The following is a 19,499-nucleotide window of genomic DNA, read 5'->3' as shown; positions in this document are numbered from 1 at the left end:
GAGCCTTGATGGGGCCGATCGGCCCCCACCGAGGACCTGCGGGCCCTGCACCACGAAGCCGTTCCGCACGACGCTGGAATCAGGCACCCCGACCCTGAAGGTGGACGCCATGCTCCGCACTGTCACCGTAGGCCTCGACGGCTCCCCCGAGAGCCTCGCCGCGACGGACTGGGCCGCTCGGGAGGCAGAACTGCGCGGACTGCCGCTGCGGCTGGTCAACGTCTGGGAGCCGGTTCCGGAGCCCCTTGTGCAGGCCCCCCTGCTCGGCGCCGAGACCCACCAGCACTGGATCGAGCGGATCCCGCGCGAGGCGGCCGACGGAGTTCGCGCACGCCACCCCGGGATCGAGGTCACTACGGAGCAGCACCACGGACATCCCGGCGAGGTGTTGCTCAAGGCCGCGGCGAACGCCGAGCTTCTCGTTCTCGGTACCCGCGGAATGAGCGGGGTGGGCGGTTTCATGGTCGGCTCCGTCGGTCTGGCCGTCGCCGCGCATGCCGAGCGCCCCGTGATCTTCGTGCGCGCCGGTGAGCAGGCCGCGGACGAGCACGTCATGGATCCCTCCGGGATCCCGTCCGAGGCAGCGCCCTTCCGGCCCGTCGTGCTCGGGCTCGACACGCGCAGCCCCCATGAGGCCCTGACCGGCTTCGCCTTCGCCTCGGCACAGCAGCGGGCCACTGCTCTTCGGGTCGTGCACGCCTGGAACGAACCGCCCTACATCGCCTACGGCATGCCGCCGGACCTGGAGATGAACGCCCGGCTGGCCGCGCAGAACGCCGCAGAGGTGACGGACACGCTCCGGACCTGGCGCGAGAAGTACCCGGACGTGGAGATCATCCAGGACTCCCTGTCCGGAAAGGCGGCCAACCATCTCGTGGACGCCTCGCGCGAAGCCTCCCTCGTCATCGTGGGCCGGCGGATCCGGCGCGCAACGCTCGGTGCCCACATCGGGCCCGTCACTCACGCCGTACTGCACCACTGCACCGCACCCGTCGCCGTCGTCCCGCACGACTGATCGTCCGGCCGCCACCGACCGGGCTCCGATCCCATGAGAAGAGAGATCCATGAAGACAGCAGTCGTCCGAGTGTTCGGTGAGCCGCTCGTCATCGGGGAAGGCCCCGACTCCGAGCCGGGACCCGGTCAGGTCGGTGTCCGCGTGAAGGCCTCCGGGCTGTGCCACACCGATATCGACCTCGGCCAAGGGGGCTGACCGCCATGAACCTGCCCCTCGTCGTGGGCGTCGACGGCTCCGAGTCCAGCATGCGTGCCGTGGACTGGGCCACCGATGAGGCGGCCCTGCGCGGTCTGCCACTGCGCCTGGTGTACGGCTCGCTCTGGGAACGCTACGAGGGCGCCGCTCTCGCCGAAGGACTGGGTCGCTCTTCGGAGCAGATCACGGCCGACACGATCGTCGAGGCCGCCGCCAAGCGGGCCCACCGTCGCAACGTCGACGTGAAGATCACCGCCGAGGTGCTCCCCGAGGACGCGGTGAGCCTGCTGCTGACGGAGGGCTTCGGATCCACCGCGCTCGTACTCGGCTCGCGCGGCCGTGGCGGCATCGCCGAAAGGCTGCTCGGGTCGGTGAGCCTCACGGTCGCCGCTCGCGCCCACTGCCCCGTGATCGTGCTGCGCGGTGGCCACGACAACCAGGCCAGGTCCGGCAGGCACCAGCGGGTCCTCCTCGGAGTCGGAGATCCGGCGCACGGCGAGGCGGCCATCCACTTCGCCTTCCAGGAGGCGGCGGAACGCGGAGTCCCCCTGGAAGCCGTACGCGCCTGGCGCTGTCCCGCCCACAAGTCGACCGACCACCCCCTGATGTCGGGCGAGCCGGCCCGGCTGCACGAGCAGGCCGCCGTCGACATCCTCGATGCGGCACTGCACAGGGCGGCGGCCGATCACCCTGGCGTGAAAGTGCACCGGCGTACCGCCGAGGGCGCCGCCCGCAAGGTTCTGCTGGACGCCTCCACCGAGGCCGATCTGCTCGTCGTCGGGGTCCGGAGGCACGACCCCCACGGTCACACCAGCATGCACCTCGGCAGGGTCGCCCACGCGGTCCTGCACCACTCGGGGTGCCCCGTCGCCGTCGTACCCCAGCGGGGACGAGCGACTCAGATGCCGGCGGCGTGATCCGGGACGAACGTCTGCAGGTCACGCGGCGGGCGCACATAGCCCGTCGACGGCGGCCGAGGGGGCAGTTCCAGGACCGGCGGCGGCACGTCGTGGAAGGGAACGGAGGCGAGCAGATGGGCGATCATGTTCAACCGTGCGCGCCGCTTGTCGTCGCTCTCGACCACGAACCACGGAGCCTCCGAGATGTCCGTGTGCACCAGCATCTCGTCCTTCGCCCGGGAGTAGGCCTCCCAGCGGCTGATCGACTCCAGGTCCATCGGAGACAGCTTCCAGCGCTTCGTCGGATCCTTCAGACGTCGCCGGAACCGCTTCTGCTGCTCAGCGTCGCTCACCGAGAACCAGTACTTGCGTAGCAGCACCCCCTCCTCCACCAGCATCCGCTCGAAGATCGGACACTGGCGCAGGAACAACTGGTACTCCTCCTTGGTGCAGAAGCCCATGACGTGCTCGACGCCGGCGCGGTTGTACCAACTCCGGTCGAACAGCACGATCTCCCCGGCAGCCGGCAGATGTTCCACGTAACGCTGGAAGTACCACTGGGTGCGCTCGCGCTCGGTCGGCTTGGGCAGCGCCACCGTCCGGGCGACGCGCGGGTTCAGATGCTCCGCCACCCGCTTGATCGTGCCGCCCTTGCCCGCAGCGTCCCGACCCTCGAAGATCACCACCACGCGGGCGCCCTCGCTGCGAACCCACTCCTGGAGCTTCACCAGCTCCGTCTGCAGCCGCAGCAACTCCGGCTCGTAGGCCGCAAGCGGCACCTTCGCGGTCTTCTTGTCGGCCACGCCGCCTCCTTCGCACGAGGACGCCTCCCGTGAGGCGTCCCGGTGGCCGGCTTCGGCGGAGTACCCCGATGACTCTCGGAGTGATCACGCCCGAGGCCGAACACCAGGACAGCACCGTACTGACCGACGAGGAACCGTGCATGCCGGACACTCGTCGGCGGGCCGCCAACTACCTTGCCGGGGACCGGATCCACCTGCGACGACCACGATCCACGGCCACACCAATGGCCGGTCCATGTTGGACGGCCGGCACAAGGACCCTCGCCGGGCCCACGGTCACCCCGACACCGGCCGAGTCCCGCACCCTGACGATGCCGGATCGGTGACCTGTTCCGACAAGCCGTGCCGATCCGGTCCGTGGGGGACCACCGTCACCGGACACCGGGCGCGGCTCAGAACCTCCCACAGGGTTGGACCCACCGTCATCTCGCCGCGGCCGACGACCAAGGCCCCGGCTCCCCCCGAGGCGTGGACAAGCGCTGTTGCCGGCGGCTGGAGCCTGACGTCCGCATAGACGCGCACGCGTGGAAACTTCTCGTGCCAGGGCCGCAGAACGTCCGCCAGCATCTGCACCTCCTGGTCCTCCCACGCTGCCCGGTCCTCCTCGGGCACGGCGAACGGCATCGAGGACTCCGCGGACTCCGGAAGGTGCCAGGCGTGCACCGCGTGCAGCAGCGTGCCGCGCCGCACGGCAGCCTCGAACGCGAAGGCCGTGACGATGTCGCACGGACGGCGGGCGTCGATACCGAGAACCACCGCGCGGAGCCTTCCGCGCCCGACCCCACCGCCAACACTCAGCTGTTCCATGGAGGTTCGCCCCTTCCACGCAGATACAGGACTTCACGCCTTCACGGTCTCCCGGACATCAGGCCCGCGCACAGAGGCCGGACGGATCCCGTGGCGGCACTGAGCGGGGCCGACCGGCCCATGCGGTGCACCCGGTCAGCCCCGGGGGCGACGTCGCGGATCGCTGGATGCTCGAACTGCCGACAGGTTCCGAGGAGGCCAGTGAGTGATGTCGCGCGGATCGAGGCGTGGGCTGTCGGCGTCGGAACGACGCTCACCGCAGAAGGTGCCTCGCCGTGAACCCGGAGACCGCGCCGCCGCGGCCGGCCGACTCCCGGCAGGCCAGGCCGCCTGCGGTCCAACGGGCTTCGAAGCAGCGCGTTCCATCGCGGAGACGGCCCGTGCGGCGCGCTCCGCGGACGGTACGGTGAGGGCAGGGGCTGGGCTGCCCCGTCCGCTGCGCCGGCCGGAGGATGCGATGAGCGGGGACGAGCGTGAACGCTCGGAGCAACGCCTTCCGAAACTCCGCCTCGACGAACTGCTGGGCGAGCTCCAGGTCCGCATCGACGCGGTGCGGGGTACCCGCGACCGGTTGCACAGCCTGCTGGAGGCGGTGCTGTCCGTCGGGCGCGAACTGGATCTGCCGCAGGTGCTGCGGAGCATCGTGGAGGCCGCCGTCGTGCTGGTCGACGCCGAGTACGGCGCGCTGGGCGTGATCGGCGGCGACCGCAAACTCACCGAATTCCTGACCGTCGGCATCGCAGACGAACAGCGTGAAAGGATCGGCGCTCTTCCCAGCGGCCACGGCATCCTCGGCGAACTCATCCGGCACCCGGAGCCCCTGCGACTGCCGGAGCTCTCGGGACACCCGGCCTCCTACGGCTTCCCGGCCAACCACCCGCCGATGCACTCGTTCCTCGGCGTCCCCATCAGGGTGCGGGACGAGGTGTTCGGGAACATCTACCTGACCGAGAAGCGCAGCGACAAGGAGTTCGACGCCGAGGACGAGGCCGTCCTGTCCACCCTGGCCGTGGCGGCCGGCGTGGCCATCGAGAACGCGCGGCTGTACGAGGAGACGCGGCTCCGCGAGCGGTGGCTGCAGGCCAGCGGAGAGGTCACGAGGCTGCTCCTGTCCGGAGCGCCGAGCGCGCGAGTGCTCGAACTGATCGTCGACGCGGCTCGGAAGATCGTCTCCGCCGACATGGGGATGATCGCTGAACGCCTGCCGGGTGAGGAGGCCCTCCGCCCCGCCCTCACCGTCGGTCTGGGCGCCGAGCGGCTCCACGGGCTGGTGATGTCCGGCAGGGACGGACTGGTGGCGGCAGCGCTGACGTCGTCGGAGCCGGTGGTCAGCGATGACGTCGCGCACGACGATCGCGTGGCGCAGCGCGAACCGCAGTGGACGGGGCTCGGCCCGGTGGTCGCCGTGCCATTGGGCGCGGGAGGTAAGGCGCGCGGGGTGCTCCTGCTGGGACGAGTACCGGGCGCCGCCCAGTTCGGCGAAGCGGCCACCGGGCCGCTGCTCGCGTTCGCCGGCCAGGCCGCGCTGGCGTTGGAGCTGGCGGAGCGACGTCGTGACGCCGAACAGATCGCGTTGCTTCAGGACCGCGACCGCATCGCCCGTGATCTGCACGACCTGGCCATCCAACGCCTCTTCGCGGCCGGGATGACCCTGCAGAGCACCCAACGCTTCATGGAGCATCCCGAGGGCAAGGAGCGCCTGACTCGGACGGTGGACGACCTCGACGACACCATCAAGATCATCCGCTCCACGATCTTCGGCCTGCGAACGCATCCCGGGACTCCGGACGGCGCAGGCCTGCGGGGAAGGATGTCCGAGGCGGTGCAGGCCGCCGCACACTCCCTGGGGTTCGCTCCCGGCCTCCGGATCGAAGGCCTGGTCGACACCGACGTACCCGGCAGCATCGCGGACCACGCGGTAGCCGTACTGGGCGAAGCCCTCAGCAACGCCGCCCGGCACTCCGGCGCGCGGGCCGTCGACGTCCGCCTGCAGTTGACCGCGGGTGTGCTGACGCTGACCGTCACGGACGACGGCTGCGGAGTGGCGGACGACGTGCCGCGCAGCGGCCTGAAGAACCTGGAGGAGAGGGCGGCAGTGCTCGGCGGCACCCTGAGCGTCGGCGAGCGTCCGCAGGGCGGCGGCACGCTGCTGGAGTGGCGGGTTCCCGTAGCGGCTGATGGAACCGCAACAGACTGACCTGGCCGCCGGGTTCTCGTTCTCGCAGCGAAGCGGGCCGGGCCTGGGTCAGCGCGTGGGGTGGCGGTCGCCCGTCCCCGGACGCTCGAGCTGGCTGGCCAGCACCGCTGCCTGGACCCTGCGCTGGACGCCGAGCTTGGCGAGCAGCCGGGAGATGTGGTTCTTCACCGTCTTCTCCGACAGGTACAGCTCCTTGCCGATCTCCCGGTTGGTGAGCCCGTCCCCGATGAGCGCCAGAACGTCGCGCTCCCGGGGCGAGAGACTGGCCAACTCCGGCGCCAGGGCAGGCTCTTCGGCGGGGTCCGCGCGCAGTCTGCTCATCAGCCGGGCGGTCGTCGCCGGGTCCAGCATCGACTGGCCGGACGCGACCGTACGGACCGCGGAGACCAGATCGGATCCCTTGATCTGCTTCAGCACGTAACCCGCGGCGCCGGCCATGATCGCGTCCAGCAGGGCTTCCTCGTCATCGAACGACGTGAGCATCAGACAGGACAGCTCCGGCATCTGACTGCGCAGCTCCCGGCACACGCTGATGCCGTCGCCGTCCGGTAGACGCACGTCAAGGACCGCCACGTCCGGGCGCAGCGCCGGGCCGCGCGCCAGTGCGTGCTCCACGTTGCCCGCGTCGCCGACCACCGAGATGTCGGGTTCGGCGTCCAGCAGATCGGTCAGGCCGCGGCGTACGACTTCGTGGTCGTCCAGCAGGAACACCCGAATAGGCTTCTGCTCGGAGAACGTGCGCGTCTCTGCCATGACGACCCCTCGTTCGAACCGGGCGGAAGACGAAACACGGGCGGTGAGCCCGCTGTGACGACGATCATCGTCTTCGCGTCCCGGCTGCACCAGGGGCCGTCCGGCCCCATCCGAGCGTATCCGGCTGTTCCGTATCCGGCAGACGCTCCGGGCCCGCGAGGTCGAATCCGGCGTCGACCACTCCTTCGACGGTCCGCACCGGTCCGGGGGCCGCGGGCGCCAGGGACGTGTCGCTGACGTGGAGAGCGCGACGACACCACCCTTCACGTCGACGCGTATCGCGGGACTGCGGCGACCTCTTCCCAGAGCACCGATCTCGTCCACCGTGGGTCAGCGGGCGTCGCCGCTGCCGTAGGGGGCGTAGAGGTCGAGCAACCGTGTCCGGGTGGACTGGAGCCGATGGGCGACGATGCCGCCCGCCCACTCGGCCACGGCCATGCCGAGGTCGGGGTCGGCCCGGCACACCCCGCGAACAGCCTCGGCGTCGAACTCGTAGGCCCGGACCGGGCTCACCGCCTCGGCACCCAGTTGAAACGTATGGGGTGCGAACAGCCAGGACCAGCCCACGAGTTCGTTGTGGCCAAGGGTCTCGATGACAGCCGCCCGGCGGCCCGGCACGCGCAGGTCGAGAGCTACCGTGCCGGTCCGGATGATCCAGAACCGGTCGGCACGCCGGCCTTCCTCGAACAGTCGAGCGCCCTCGGGGAACGACATCTCGCGTGCCAGCCGCATCAGCTGTTCCCGGTCATCCACGGGCAGGGCCCGCAGCATGGTTGTGGGGGAAGCATTCATCATCCTGCCTCTCTTCGTGGGGCTGATCCGTCCACCTCCAATCTCTCCTCGCGCCGCGCCCGACACCATGGGCCACCCGGCCCCGGGCACGGTCCGCCCGGTATCGGCCGGGGCCGGATGGCCCACGGAAGGGCCTGGGCGGCCCCTGCGCGCGGCACGCGTTCCGCATCAGGCTCGACGGCAGAGGAGATTCCACGGGCAGCGGGCACCCACCCGCGCCGGCGGCCTCTCCACCGAGCTCACGACGCAGGAGGTGCGGAATCATGCTTCGACACGTCGCCGCGGGCATCGACGGATCGCCGGAGAGTCTCGCCGCGGCTCACTGGGCGGCCCGGGAAGCTCTGCGCCGGGACGCCTCGCTGCTCCTGGTCCACGCGTGGCAGTGGCACCCGCGGCCCGCCCCGACCGTCCCTGCCGACATGTCCCAACGGGCGTGGGCCGACGACCTGATGACCCGCGTCTCGGACGGGATCAGGTCAGCGCATCCCGCGGTGAAGGTGCTCGACCGGTCCCTTCAAGCCGCCCCCGCTGCCGCTCTCCTCGCAGCAGCCGACCATGCCGATGTGCTGGTCCTCGGGTCTCGCGGGCTCAGCGGATTCACGGGTTTCGTGACGGGCTCGATCTCGCAGCGCGTCGTGTCCCGGTCACCGGTCCCGGTGGTCCTGGTGCGTGCGGGAGTCGGCACCTGTGCCGAACATCTTCCGGCGCCGGGAGGCGTCTCCCCGGACGAGATCTCGCAGACCCCCTACCGTGACGTGGTCCTCGGCCTGGACGTCGGTCGCCCCTGCGACGAACTGATCGACTTCGCCTTCGACGCCGCCCGACGCCGCGGCGCCGCCCTGCGCGTGATCCACGCCTTCAGCGCCTCGCCGGCCTACGCGACCGCGGACGGGCACGGCCGAGTCGGCGGCCCGCAGTTGCCGGCGACGCACGAACACGCCGTCATCGCCGCGCTGCGCCCCTGGTGCGAGAAGTATCCCGAGGTGCCCGTCGCCGCGACCGTGGTGGACGGCCGTCCGGCCGGTGAACTGATCAGCGCTTCCGCGGACGCCGCTCTGACCGTCGTAGGTCGCAGCACACGCGAAGCCCCGCCCGGCAGCCAACTGGGCCCGGTCGCCCACGCCGTACTCCACCACGCCGGCTGTGCCGTCGCCGTCGTCCCCCACGCCTGAACCGGTCCGGAGAGTGACGTCATGACCCGGGACGTGTACACATCCGCAGAAGGCGGCCGTGACAAGCCGGACCTGTTCGGCGGCAAGGCAGCGAACCTGGCGGAGATGCCTTGGCCGAGTCCCTCTGTCCCGCCCGGCCCCATCACCATCACCACCGCATCCCGCGACTACCTGACCACCGGCGCGGAGCCGGGCGAGCCGGCTACTCAAGTCGGCCACCCAACAGTCGAGTTGCAACGCGGCACCGGCCGTCGGTTGGGCGGCCGGGACGGCCCACCGCTCCTCCTGGTCCGCTCAGGCGGCAGGTCCTCGATGCCCGCGACGCTGGAGACCATCCTCGGTATCAGCCGCGACCGCGTCTCCTGCTTGCCGTTCCGTGTTCCCGCCACCCACCCCGAGGCAGGCCGGGCTTCTTCACTCGCGAACGACGGGGGACGTCACGTCGACCGCGACGTGACCACCCATCCGACAAGGAGAGGGACAGACATGGCAACCCGTCAGGTGGTCGTCGGCGTCGACGGCTCACTGCCCGCCGTTCGGGCACTCGACCGAGCCTCCGAACAGGCGGAGCTGCGCGGCGCCGCCCTGACCATCGTCTACGCCGTGTCCGACGCGGACATCGCGGGCCCCGTGCTCACCTCCTCGGCGTCACGGGTCCGCGAACGGCATCCCGGTCTGACCTTCAGGGCCCTGGCCGTGGTGGACAGCCCGGTCCGGGCGCTCGCCCGCCACGGCAGAGACGCCGAGCTCACCGTCGTGGGCTCTCGCGGTCTCGGCGGAATCGCCGGGCTGATCGCCGGCTCCGTGAGCCGACGACTGGCATCACGGACTCACAGCCCACTTCTCGTCGTCCGAGGGGGATACACGGCCCCGGAAGGCGAGGTGTTGCTCTGGCCGTCGGGAGACACGAGTGTGGACGCCGCCGCATTCGCCTTCTCGGAGGCCGAGCGTCGTGAATCCCCGCTGCACGTGCTGCCCGCGCGTGCCACCCCGTACACGATCACGCGCCGCCGCGCTCCCGCGCCGGACGACGGCACCCTTGGCCCGTCGGGCGGCAGGCGCCCAGACACCCTGCTCGGCGACACCGGGGTCGCGGAGTGCCACTTGGGGCCGGCCCGGCCGACTGGACACGCCCTGCTGGACTCGACCTTCGGGGCCGCTCTCGTGGTGGTCGGAGTACCTCGGCGCCCTCATCGGCCTGGCGGCGGCGCGGGCCGGGCCTTGCTGCTCCGTTCCCACTGCCCGGTGGTCATTGTTCCGGAGGACGGGACGTCCTGAACGCGCTTGAGCATGAGCCGGGGGTGAGGTCGTGCAAGCTCCGCGCATGGCACCACACCTCCTTCGTCGTACCGGCCTCGTAAGCACAGCGTGACGGGCACGGACGGTGGCAGGGGCCGCCCGGTCCCCTCCGAGGGGACCGGGCGGCCCAAGCGCGGGGCGTGCCCATCGGGTCAGGCTGAGGACGTCAGGAACCGGGCCACCGACGTCCTCGTGCGGGTCGATGCCGTCACCAGCTGCGACCTTGAGGGTGAGCGCGTACGTCCCCTTGCTGTCGCCGGCGGCGATCGCACCCGGCGACACCGGCAGAAGCGTTGCCACGCGACGGTGGGGGATCAGGTCACTTTGACGAGGAGAGGATCACGGGCGCCGGTTCGCGGTGTGCTGATCGTCGCCTTTCGGCACAGTGCGTGAAAGTGGGCTCCGATGACGTATCCCCGCGACGGGTTCCGCGAACTCGCACGGCACGAATGCCTGGATCTGCTGCGTCAGGTACCCGTCGGGCGAGTCGTCCATACCCGGGACGCCCTGCCGGCGATCCTGCCGGTCAACTTCAGTCTGGACGCGGATTCCGCCGTGCTGCTGCGGACATCGGCGGACTCGGAACTGGCCCGTTCGATCGACGGCGCCGTGGTCGCCTTCGAAGCCGACGTCGTGGACGCCGTGGCCCGCTCCGGGTGGAGTGTCGTCGTGACCGGGCTCGCCACCGTGGTCGACGATCCCGCTGTGCACGCACACCTGACCCGCACGGGGCCACGTTCTTGGCTGGCTTCGCCGAAGGACGTCTTCATCCGCATCGCTTCCGAGTTGGTCACCGGCCGCGAACTCGTCGGCGAGGGAACGACCTACCGGGCGGAGCCGTCCTCTGAGCTTCCCTGACCACTGCGAACCTCGCTCTGCGACTCGACAGGCTGGGCATCCTGATGCGACCCGTCCGTGATGCCAGACATGGTCCGAGAGCGTTTGAAGGATCGAGGCGTGTCGGCCTGTTGAGGCCCGCACACCGGGGGACGGGGAGAAGGGTCCGGTCGGACGCCGAAGACGGGGCCGGACGGCCCAAGCGGAACACACTGCGCCCAGCCAAGCTGGCCTTGTCAGGCTGTTCAGGCAATGTCTCCATGGCCTCGGTGAGCATTCTGAACGCGCTCTGCGGACCAGGGCTCAGTCTGCTCGGCGGCACCGAGGTGCGGGGCTCGATCAGAGGACGTGGCAGGTCATGGACGAGCAGGGACGCACGCATGTGACAGAGGCCGCCGCGGGTGACCTCGGACGCAGGCTTGCCGCGCGCCGCACGGAACTCGGAATGACGCGAGAGGAAGTTGCCGCTGCGTCAGGGATGGCTCCCAGGTACCTCGCGCACCTGGAGGAGCACTCCGGTGCGGCTCCGGGCCGGGGAACGATGCTCACGCTGGCCGCGGTCCTGGGGACCACCGTGTCGGCGCTCACCGGCGGTGACACCAATCGGGCACCGGGTCCCGGACAAGCTGCCCGCGCTCCCGAGTTCACCGAGCTGAGCAGGACGGAATGCGGTGATCTGCTCGCGCAGCACGGCGTCGGACGGCTGGCCGTGTCCACGGATCAGGGTCCTGTCGTCGTGCCGGTCAACTACAGCGTCATCGACGGCGGGATCGTCTTCAGAACGGCTCGTGGCACGACTCCGTCACTCGCCGCCGGCTCACGGGTCGCCTTCGAGGTCGACCGTATCGACGACGCCTTCAGCGAGGGGTGGAGCGTACTCGTCCGCGGTCGGGCCCGGACGGTGACGGACCCCGGTGAAACCCTCCGGTTCGCGGAGCTCTCCTACAGCCCGCCGTGGGCCGGCGGACGCAGGGACGTGTGGATGCGCATCGAACCCCAAGCGGTCACGGGACGTCGGATCGTGGTCTGAGTCGGCCACGGGCTCGAGCCGGGCCCCACGCTCTGGCGCGGCGGGTCGATGCCGGTGAGGAAGGGGCCGGTTCCCGGCGCTCACCTCATCCTCGCGGAGGGGACGAGGGCACCTCGTGGCGTACGAGCGACCTCGCGAAGGGCTCGCCACTGCGCCGGGCGTACGTCATCCGCTCGCGGACCTCGCTCAACGTGCGGGGACGGTAGCCGGGCCCGCCGCAGCAGCTCTTGTGGAAGCGGACGCCCGCGTGCAGGAGCACGGACAGCGTCCGCCAGGCCGCAGTGTCCCGACGGCGGGGCGTGGCGAACGCTGAGCCCACGTGAACAAGCGGCAGCGTGCAGCGGGGGCAGATCCGCTGCCTGTCCCTGTCGTAGGACTGCTTGTAGGAGGCCCGGCAGGGCAGACAGACGTACGAGGTCTTCGCATGGGCCATGCCGGCAGGGTAGGCGTCGCGGAAGGAGAACTCGAGGGGATTTCGGCACCGTGAGGGTCAGCAGCTCAACTCGTCAGACGCCCTTGGCTCGCTCGGCCCCTTGGCCCGTCATCAGCTCACTTCCAACTCGTGGTCGAACCAGATCCGATGGGTTCCGTCAGCGTCGACGGCCATTCCTCCAGCACCGCTGATCCCGGCCAGTTCTTCTGTGCCGCTCGCGGGCACGATGGTGAAGAACTCCGCGGTCCGGTCGGTACCCGTCGTGGTCGCCGAGTGCACGAAGTTGAAGGCGCCGGTACGGCCGCACAGCGAGCCTTCGAAGGACTCCATGGCCACATACGTGCCCACGCCGGTCGACTGGTCGAACGCGGCGGTGAACAGAGTTGCCGAGCGTCCGGTGACCTCGCCTTCGAAATGCTTCTCCATCGTCGCGACACCCACCGGCAGCGCAGTGGACACAGCGGGGTTCGGTTGCAGCTCGGTCGGGACGAACGCCTTGACGGTAAAGGTTCCTGAAGCTCTCATGCGGCGACCGTATCGGTCCGCTCTGACACCGCGCTTTCGTACCAGAACTCGGTTGAAAGGGGTCGCGAAAGGGGTCGCGCAGTCACCAGGGCTTCTCCCGTCACGACTGCGTGGCCCGCCCCATGCGCCGGATGGTCGTGACCTCAAGGCTCAAGCTCCCGTTGCGTCCAACCGCGCGATGTCGACGCCAGTCTGCTGCTGACGTTCCGCACGCTGTCGGACGAGTTCCTCGACAGCGCTGGGCAGGGTCGTCTCGAAGTCGATGAGCTTCGCCCACGTCGGCGTCATCACGATGCGGACCATGCCGTCGTAGAGCGAGCGGACCTCGGCCTCCCACTCGACGCGCTGCTCGGTCGTCATCTCGTAGGAGCCGTTCATCTCGAGGTACTCCTCGGGAATGCCGTCGACCTCGTCGAGTTCGACGGTGCCGCGGACGAGCAGAATGTTGGGCGGGTGCACCTCGGTGTCGATGGTGATGGCGACGGCCGGGTTCTGACGGAGCGAGGCCAGCTTCGGGGCGTTCTTCGACGTGCACATCACGGCCTGCTCACCGTTCCAGGCGAACGCGATCGGGATGTTCCGCGGTGTCCCGTCCTTGGCCACATAGGCCAGGCGGCAGATGTCACGAGCCAGCATCTCCTGGCTCAGCGGGCGATGGAGGATCTCGGTGACCTGGTCGTTCGCCATGGTGGGCTCCTGAGAGGTACGCGACCACGGTGGTCGCTTCCGCTCCTGGGACGGAGCCGCCGCACCGTTCTCGACATCCGTGCCGAACTTTTCCGGCGCCCGGCTCGGAGGGTCCCGCCGGACTCCCGTCCGGCTGCAAGGTCAGCGGGCTCGGTCAGCTGAGGATCGGAATGAGGCCCAGTGCGAAGACCAGGTAGAAACCGGCCGCGACCGCGAGGCGCGCGGGAGTGAGTCTGTGGCCTCGCATGGTCATCAGGAGATAGACGATCGCCGCCATGGTGATCAGCCCGGACCACAGCAGCGCCGCGTCGAAGTCCCAGCGCGTGAAGAGCAGACCGAGCCCGGAGGGCACGGTGGCCTGGATCATCATGGCGCCGGAGATGTTCGCCAGCGCGAGCTGCGTCTTGCCCTGGCGCACCCAGATCACCGCGTTCATGACTTCCGGCAACTCCGTCGCCACCGGTGACAGCAGCAGAGCGGTCACCGCCGCCGACAGGCCCAGCATCGGGCCGATCGCGTCCAGTTGCTTCACGAACAGCTGCGAGGCGAAGAAGATGACCACCAAGGTCAGAGCGGTCTGTGCGGCCACCGCCCAGGTACTCGGCGAAGCGGCCTTCGGCTGGAACTTCAGCGGCTCCAGCTCCGGCCCCTCGTCCTCCTCGTCGTCACCGCCCCGGATCTCCCGCCAGAAGTAGACGGCATAGGCGCCGAAGAAGAGCAGGCCCAGCACCGGCTTGTACGCGAAGGCGACCAGCCCGAGGGTCACCTTCACGGCGAAGATCGGCAGGAACCACTTCTGGTCCTTCGCCAGCCGCCGCATGTCCGCGGCACTGCCCAGCGCTTCCTCGTGCTTCGCACCAGCAGGAGAGATGTCGGTCCCGCTGCCGGCGGCGATGCGTTCCCTGCGGCGCTTGAGCATCAGCATCGCCCCGGTCACGCCGTACGCGATCGTGGAGAGCGCCAGCGGCCCGCCCATCGCCGCGCCGACGCCGATGTCCTTGGCCTCGTCGGTGGCGCCGGTGGTCACGGCGACGAGCGTGACCACGGACTCCGGCAGCGCGGTCCCGAAGGCGGCGAGGATCGTGCCGACGGCCATCTTGCCGACGTTCAGCCGTTCACCCAGCCACTCCACGGCGTTGACGAACCACTCACACGAGAGGTAGATCGCCACCGCGCAGACGATCAGCAGTACGAAATGGATCACAGGTCTCGCTCAGCCTTCCCGCGCCGGCGGGAGTAGCGAGAACCACCGTGAATCGGGACGGCGGCCGCTTCGACCCCGCCGACGCGCTTGCACGTTGCCGACGAAGGGCCGAAGGACTCGCCCGCCCGTATCTTCACCCGGCACGAGCCCGGCCGAGGGGAACCCGAAGACTCCAGTGTGTCGGCCCGAGGCCGCAGCCGGCCGGTATCGGCGTTCCTGGCGGTGTCACGTCAACCGTCGACCGAGCCCTGTAATCCGGGAGAGCAGCCGCCCAGCACGGCGGCCCAGTGCAGGCCGGTCGGGCAGCAGCGTACGAGCTGCGCGAGCACGTCCGTTCAGACGGGGTACTGCCCGGTCTCGAGGTCCTCGAGAAGGCTCGGATGGGCGGGCTGCCAGTTGAACTTCTCGCGGGTGACGGCGCTGGAGGACGGCTGGTCCAGGGCGAAGATGGTGCCGAGGAACCCGAAGCTCTCCGCCGGCACGGCCTCGACGGGCAGGCCGAGGCGGCTCCCGATGACCTCGGCGATGGAGAGCATGGTGTCGCCCTCGTCGGCCACCGCGTGCGCGACAGCGCCGGGCGCGGCGTTCTCCAGGACCAGGCGGAAGAGCCGGGCTGTGTCGAGGCGGTGCACGGCCGGCCAGCGCTGGGTGCCGTCGCCGACGAAGCCGGACACTCCGGTGCGCTGGGCGTTCGCGACGAGGAAGGACGCGAACCCGAAGCGGCCGTCCTCGGCGTGAACGGAACGGGGGAGCCGGACGGTCGCGGAGCGCACCCCGTCCTGGGCCAGGTCGAGCACTGATTGCGCGTTGCGGCCACGACCGCCCATGGGGCCGTCCATGGCCATCGGGTCGTCTTCGGTCGAGGCGCGGCCGGGAACGAAGGGGGTGCCAGAAGCGACGACGAACGGCTTGCCGCTGCCCTTGAGCGCGGAGCCGAACGTCTCGATGGCGGCGGCCTCTTCGGCGATGGACTTCTCGATGTTCGTGAAGTCGTTGTTGAAGGCGAGGTGGATGACACCGTCCGCCTGTTCGGCCCCGGCACGCAGACTCTCGGGATCCGTGAGGTCGCCGCGCAGAGCGGTGGCACCGGCGGCCGTGACGGCCTGGGCCGAAGCGTCGGAGCGGACCAGGGCGAGGACCTCGTGCCCGGCGGACAGAAGCTCGGGAAGCACCGCGGAGCCGATTCCGCCGCTGGCGCCGGTGAGGAAGACACGCATGAGAGATCTCCACAGCTGATGGGACGTTGGTCTCATCACTGTACAGGGTGATGCGACCAACGTCCCATTGGTAAGATCGCGACATGCCTCGATGGGAACCTGACGCGCGCGAACGATTTGTCACTGCCGCACTCCAGCTCTTCTCCGAGCAGGGCTACGACAACACGACCGTCGTCGAGATCGCCCAACGCGCCGGGCTCACCAAGAGCACCTTCCACCGGCACTTCCCGGACAAGAGGGACGTCCTCGCGGCCGGCCAGGAGACGCTGTCACGGCTCCTGGCCGAGGGCATCGCCGCAGCACCCGCGCAGGCCACCCCGCTGTCCGCGGTCTCCTCGGGACTGGAGCGGGCGGCTGGGGCGATGACGTCGTTCAACCGTGAACTCGCCCCCCGGCTCCACGCCGTCATCGCGACCAGTGTCGAACTCCAGGAACGCGATCAGCTCAAGCAGGTCGGGGTGGCCGCCGCCATGGCGGACGCGTTGCGGGCCCGAGGTGTGCCGGACCTGGTGGCCGCCCTGGGTGCCGAAGTGGGCATGCTCGCCTTCAAGGAGGCGTTCGCCGCATGGGTCGCCCCCGACAACGAGCAGGGACTCGGTGAACTGTCCCGAACAGCCCTGGACCGGCTCCGCGCGGCGCTCACCGAACTCGGCTGACCCTGGTCTTGTCGTTGCCCACGCCGCACCCGCTGGCAGGGTGCGTGCCGGGCCGACGCTCAGACGTCCGCAGGCGCTGCGAGATCCGTTCCGCAGCCGCACCGAGCGTACGTACATCGCCGTACGGTCCACGCCTGGGCCCGTGCGCAGACTGGCCGGCTGGGGCAATGAACTGGCGCAACTTCCAGTGTGACGGGCGCAGTTGGGCGGATCGTCAGTGGGATGAGTCGACTGCGGAGCGCGCCTGCACGATTCCTTCGACGCCGTGCAGGAAGGTCTCGACGATCAGCTCGGGGTCGAAGAGGCAACCGGCCGCCATGGCACCGTCCCGCAGCATGACGAAGTGCCGGCCCGCTGCCTCGGCGGGCGTGTCGCCAACCTGAGCGAGCAAGTCCGTGACGGTGTCGAGGAACCATTGCCGGTGCGCGAGAACGGCTTGGTGGATCGGGTGCGCGGGGTCGGGATACTCGGCCACGGCGTTGAGGAAGGCGCAGCCGCGGAAGCCCGTCGACTCAATGCCGTCAGCGATGGAGCGGCTGACAGCGCGCACCTTGTCGTCCGCCGACGCACTGCCGGCCGCGGCAGCCGAAATCTGGGCCCTGATGTCCTGGTCGGCCTGGTCGAGGTAGGCGAGAACCAGGTCTTCCTTGCCTGGGAAGTGCCGGTACAGCGTGGCCCGGGTGACCTGCGCTTCCTCAATGATGCGGTCGATGCCGACGGAGTGGATCCCCTCCGTGTAGAAGATCCTGATCGCCGTACCGAGCAGCCTCGACCGGGCCTCGGACGTGCCGCCGCTTTTCGTACTCCGACTCATGGTTCCCACCGTACCCAATCGTGAGGGAGAACGTTCGGTCTTGACAGGGCCGGCGTTTCTCCCAACCATAGAAAGAGACCGAACGTTCTCCCTCGGGGTGAGCGGGGGCGCCGCGCCGTGATCGGCATCGCCGATCTGCGGGCGCCGTCACGCGTTCTCGACCCGTTCCGCACCAGCCCGAGGATCAGTACTCACAGAAGCCGGATCCGCCATGGATACGCTCGTCGACACCGCTCCCAACGTCACCGCGGCCCTGCGCAAGCTGTACCTCCTGCGTTTCGCGTTCGCCGCCGTCTGGGCCGGCCTGCTGTTCACAGCCGCCGACAGCCTGGGCCCGCTCAGCGTCTTCCTCCTGGTGCTCTACCCCCTGTTCGACGCGGCCTGCGCAGTCGCCGACCTGCGGTCCGCCCGGGCCGACGGCAGCGCGGTGAGGAGGCTGTACGTGAACCTCGCGCTCAGCGCTCTCACCGTCGTCGCCCTCGCCCTCGCCGCCGCATCCGGCATCCAGGCCGTCCTGCAGGTCTGGGGCGTCTGGGCCATCGCTGCCGGCGTCACCCAAGTCGCCGTGGGCGTGGTCCGGCGTCGACTGGGCGGGCAATGGGCGATGATCGCGAGCGGCAGCATCTCCACGCTGGCCGGCGCGTCCTTCGTCGCCCAGGCGGGCAAGGAAGGTGCCACTCTCACCAACCTCGCCGGCTACGCCCTCCTCGGCGGCGCCTTCTTCCTCGTCTCCGCCCTCCGCCTCAAGCCTGCGGTCTAGTAGGCCGGACCCAGACGGACAGACCTGGCGAACTCCGAGACGTCGACGTCGAGTAGGCGACAAGGCGTGAAGCCTCTGGCTCTACCTGGAATCGGCGGGTAGGGCCAACGGCCTTTCTGTTTCCCCGACTTCAGGGCTCGCGCCCGGGCGGGTGGCTGTCCGGTGATCTCGCGAGGCCGCTGCGAAGTGCCGGTTCCCTAGGTACGGCTCCGCCCGGAGCGGTGCCGCATCACCTGCCATCGCGTTCGGCGGCGACACGAAGTCAGTCACTCACTGGGGCTTTCCGCTCTGGGTACCGCGGAGGGTGCGACTGCGTCCTCTGAACTCGGCGATGACTTCCTCGCCGCGACGGACGGTCACGTCGTAGATGCCGCTTCGGCCGAATCGGGTGCGCTCCGATGCGGTGGCCAGCAGGACATCGCCCTCATGTGCGGGAGCGATGAAGTCGATGTCGGCGGCCGCTGCGACGGTCACGGGTCCGTGGCTGTTGCAGGCGCAGGCGAACGCCGTGTCGGCGAAGAGGAACAGGTAGCCGCCATGGGCGATCTGGTGCCCGTTGACCATGGCCGGGGTCACGGTCATCCGGACCACGGCTGTCCCGTCGCCGTGCTGCACCAGCTCGATGCCGAGCCGTCGTGATGCCTCGTCGGCGGCGAACATCGCCTCGACCGGACTGGTTGCCGAGCCTGGCACTCGGGTCGTCATCTCCACCACCTTGCGCACCGACCGAACATTCGGTTTCCGTGCGGGATGGTCAACCTAGGCCGGTGAGGCCACTGCCTGTCAAGAGTCGGATCGCGAGCCGACGAATCCGCCTCGCGCGGGACGTGCTCGACTTCGGCACCCGGGGGAGAGGGGTGACTGCGGAGTGATGCTGAAGGCGTACGCCGGGCGGCCCGGGCGCCGCGATGCGGCTATCCGGCTTCTTCGCCTGTGCAGCTGAAATCGTCCGGTGACGTTCTCAGCTTGCCGAGTGCCTTGCGCAATGCGCTGAGCTCACGCTCGGAAAGGTCTGCGAAGAGTTCGTCTTCCACTGTGTCGAGCGCGGCGTCCGCGTTCTTGAGTCGTTCGGCGCCCTTGGGGGTGATCTCCACGATGTGGCGACGGCGATCGGCGGGATCGCGGCGGCGGCGTGCGAGATCGTCGCCCTCCAGGTCGTTGAGGAGCGACACCAGGACGCTCGGGTCGACCTGTAGAGCCTCGGTGAGCGCCTTCTGGGTCACCGGCCCGTCGGTGAGCTGCATGAGGGTCATCGAGTGCCGGGGGGTGAGCCCGGTCAGCCCCAGGGCGCGACGGATCAGTGTTTCCGTGATCCCGCCGTGGTAGGCGAGCAGGAAGCCGAGTCGGTCGGTCGAACTGTCCGAGGGCCCCGCGTCCTTTGCTGCCATCTCCCCACCGTATCA

Annotated in this window: 21 protein-coding genes and 1 pseudogene; 10 read left to right on the top strand and 12 right to left on the bottom strand. The window is 69.7% G+C overall.

Features of this window, described 5'->3' with window-relative positions; translation table 11 throughout:
• The first annotated feature begins 109 nt into the window (after positions 1–109).
• The 3 genes and pseudogenes from AB0C62_RS33685 (at position 110) to AB0C62_RS33675 (ending at position 2,128) form a co-directional block, all read left to right on the top strand.
• Positions 110–1,015, top strand: coding sequence for a universal stress protein (locus AB0C62_RS33685; protein WP_362979749.1), 906 nt, complete (start codon positions 110–112; stop codon positions 1,013–1,015).
• Positions 1,016–1,064: 49 nt separating this feature from the next.
• Positions 1,065–1,190, top strand: a pseudogene (locus tag AB0C62_RS33680) (zinc-dependent alcohol dehydrogenase); the annotation flags it as partial.
• A gap of 26 nt (positions 1,191–1,216) precedes the next feature.
• Positions 1,217–2,128, top strand: coding sequence for a universal stress protein (locus AB0C62_RS33675; protein WP_362979747.1), 912 nt, complete (start codon positions 1,217–1,219; stop codon positions 2,126–2,128).
• Here the strand turns inward: AB0C62_RS33675 and ppk2 are convergent.
• Together ppk2 and AB0C62_RS33665 are read right to left on the bottom strand one after the other, a co-directional pair.
• The gene (gene ppk2 / locus AB0C62_RS33670; protein ID WP_362979745.1) at positions 2,110–2,913 is read right to left on the bottom strand and encodes a polyphosphate kinase 2; all 804 of its coding nucleotides are present in this window, start codon (positions 2,911–2,913) and stop codon (positions 2,110–2,112) included. The genes AB0C62_RS33675 and ppk2 overlap by 19 nt on opposite strands.
• A 276-nt stretch (positions 2,914–3,189) precedes the next feature.
• Positions 3,190–3,720, bottom strand: coding sequence for a universal stress protein (locus AB0C62_RS33665; protein ID WP_362979743.1), 531 nt, complete (start codon positions 3,718–3,720; stop codon positions 3,190–3,192).
• 457 nt (positions 3,721–4,177) lie between these two features.
• Between AB0C62_RS33665 and AB0C62_RS33660 the strand changes: the two genes are divergently transcribed.
• Entirely contained in the window at positions 4,178–5,917 is a 1,740-nt protein-coding gene (locus AB0C62_RS33660; protein WP_362979741.1) for a GAF domain-containing protein, read from the top strand.
• A 48-nt stretch (positions 5,918–5,965) separates the two neighbouring features.
• Here AB0C62_RS33660 and AB0C62_RS33655 read toward each other — a convergent pair whose 3' ends face one another.
• Both AB0C62_RS33655 and AB0C62_RS33650 read right to left on the bottom strand, forming a co-directional pair.
• Positions 5,966–6,670 (bottom strand): response regulator transcription factor, encoded by a 705-nt coding sequence (locus tag AB0C62_RS33655; protein WP_362979739.1) that lies wholly within the window; start codon positions 6,668–6,670, stop codon positions 5,966–5,968.
• A 330-nt stretch (positions 6,671–7,000) separates the two neighbouring features.
• A complete protein-coding gene (locus AB0C62_RS33650) occupies positions 7,001–7,462 on the bottom strand; it encodes a cyclic nucleotide-binding domain-containing protein (protein WP_362979801.1) in 462 nt (153 codons plus the stop codon).
• A 263-nt stretch (positions 7,463–7,725) separates the two neighbouring features.
• Between AB0C62_RS33650 and AB0C62_RS33645 the strand changes: the two genes are divergently transcribed.
• The 4 genes from AB0C62_RS33645 (at position 7,726) to AB0C62_RS33630 (ending at position 11,800) form a co-directional block, all read left to right on the top strand.
• Positions 7,726–8,634, top strand: coding sequence for a universal stress protein (locus tag AB0C62_RS33645; protein WP_362979737.1), 909 nt, complete (start codon positions 7,726–7,728; stop codon positions 8,632–8,634).
• Positions 8,635–9,120: 486 nt separating this feature from the next.
• Positions 9,121–9,912: a universal stress protein gene (locus tag AB0C62_RS33640; RefSeq protein ID WP_362979735.1), complete on the top strand. Its 792-nt coding sequence runs from the start codon at positions 9,121–9,123 to the stop codon at positions 9,910–9,912.
• Positions 9,913–10,338: 426 nt separating this feature from the next.
• Positions 10,339–10,791 (top strand): pyridoxamine 5'-phosphate oxidase family protein, encoded by a 453-nt coding sequence (locus AB0C62_RS33635; RefSeq protein ID WP_362979733.1) that lies wholly within the window; start codon positions 10,339–10,341, stop codon positions 10,789–10,791.
• A 337-nt stretch (positions 10,792–11,128) separates the two neighbouring features.
• Complete coding sequence (locus AB0C62_RS33630; RefSeq protein ID WP_362979731.1) at positions 11,129–11,800, top strand: pyridoxamine 5'-phosphate oxidase family protein; 672 nt, start codon at positions 11,129–11,131, stop codon at positions 11,798–11,800.
• Positions 11,801–11,885: 85 nt separating this feature from the next.
• On the opposite strand, the gene AB0C62_RS33625 is transcribed toward AB0C62_RS33630, so the two are convergent.
• The 5 genes from AB0C62_RS33625 to AB0C62_RS33605 all read right to left on the bottom strand — a co-directional run bounded on the left by AB0C62_RS33625 (position 11,886) and on the right by AB0C62_RS33605 (position 15,866).
• Positions 11,886–12,233: a deoxyxylulose-5-phosphate synthase gene (locus AB0C62_RS33625; RefSeq protein WP_362979729.1), complete on the bottom strand. Its 348-nt coding sequence runs from the start codon at positions 12,231–12,233 to the stop codon at positions 11,886–11,888.
• 111 nt (positions 12,234–12,344) lie between these two features.
• Entirely contained in the window at positions 12,345–12,758 is a 414-nt protein-coding gene (locus AB0C62_RS33620; RefSeq protein WP_362979727.1) for a DUF3224 domain-containing protein, read from the bottom strand.
• 150 nt (positions 12,759–12,908) lie between these two features.
• The gene (locus tag AB0C62_RS33615) at positions 12,909–13,445 is read right to left on the bottom strand and encodes a pyridoxamine 5'-phosphate oxidase family protein (RefSeq protein WP_362979725.1); all 537 of its coding nucleotides are present in this window, start codon (positions 13,443–13,445) and stop codon (positions 12,909–12,911) included.
• A gap of 154 nt (positions 13,446–13,599) precedes the next feature.
• A complete protein-coding gene (locus AB0C62_RS33610; RefSeq protein ID WP_362979723.1) occupies positions 13,600–14,649 on the bottom strand; it encodes a sodium:calcium antiporter in 1,050 nt (349 codons plus the stop codon).
• Between the two features lie 335 nt (positions 14,650–14,984).
• Positions 14,985–15,866 (bottom strand): SDR family oxidoreductase, encoded by an 882-nt coding sequence (locus AB0C62_RS33605; protein ID WP_362979721.1) that lies wholly within the window; start codon positions 15,864–15,866, stop codon positions 14,985–14,987.
• 83 nt (positions 15,867–15,949) lie between these two features.
• Here AB0C62_RS33605 and AB0C62_RS33600 point away from each other — a divergent pair, with 83 nt between their 5' ends.
• Entirely contained in the window at positions 15,950–16,522 is a 573-nt protein-coding gene (locus AB0C62_RS33600; protein WP_362979719.1) for a helix-turn-helix domain-containing protein, read from the top strand.
• Positions 16,523–16,736: 214 nt separating this feature from the next.
• On the opposite strand, the gene AB0C62_RS33595 is transcribed toward AB0C62_RS33600, so the two are convergent.
• Positions 16,737–17,336, bottom strand: coding sequence for a TetR/AcrR family transcriptional regulator (locus tag AB0C62_RS33595; protein ID WP_362979717.1), 600 nt, complete (start codon positions 17,334–17,336; stop codon positions 16,737–16,739).
• 211 nt (positions 17,337–17,547) lie between these two features.
• Here AB0C62_RS33595 and AB0C62_RS33590 point away from each other — a divergent pair, with 211 nt between their 5' ends.
• Complete coding sequence (locus AB0C62_RS33590; protein ID WP_362979715.1) at positions 17,548–18,096, top strand: hypothetical protein; 549 nt, start codon at positions 17,548–17,550, stop codon at positions 18,094–18,096.
• A gap of 270 nt (positions 18,097–18,366) precedes the next feature.
• Here the strand turns inward: AB0C62_RS33590 and paaI are convergent, their stop codons facing one another.
• Together paaI and AB0C62_RS33580 are read right to left on the bottom strand one after the other, a co-directional pair.
• Entirely contained in the window at positions 18,367–18,801 is a 435-nt protein-coding gene (paaI, locus tag AB0C62_RS33585) for a hydroxyphenylacetyl-CoA thioesterase PaaI (protein ID WP_362979713.1), read from the bottom strand.
• A gap of 209 nt (positions 18,802–19,010) precedes the next feature.
• On the bottom strand, positions 19,011–19,484 hold the full coding sequence (locus AB0C62_RS33580) for a MarR family winged helix-turn-helix transcriptional regulator (protein WP_362979711.1): 474 nt from the start codon (positions 19,482–19,484) through the stop codon (positions 19,011–19,013).
• Positions 19,485–19,499 lie beyond the last annotated feature (15 nt).

The sequence above is a fragment of the Streptomyces sp. NPDC048643 genome (assembly GCF_040650615.1).
Taxonomy (GTDB): Bacteria; Actinomycetota; Actinomycetes; order Streptomycetales; family Streptomycetaceae; genus Streptomyces.
The sequence above is the reverse complement of the archived record's forward strand: the minus strand, read 5'-3'. Positions and strand labels throughout refer to the sequence as shown.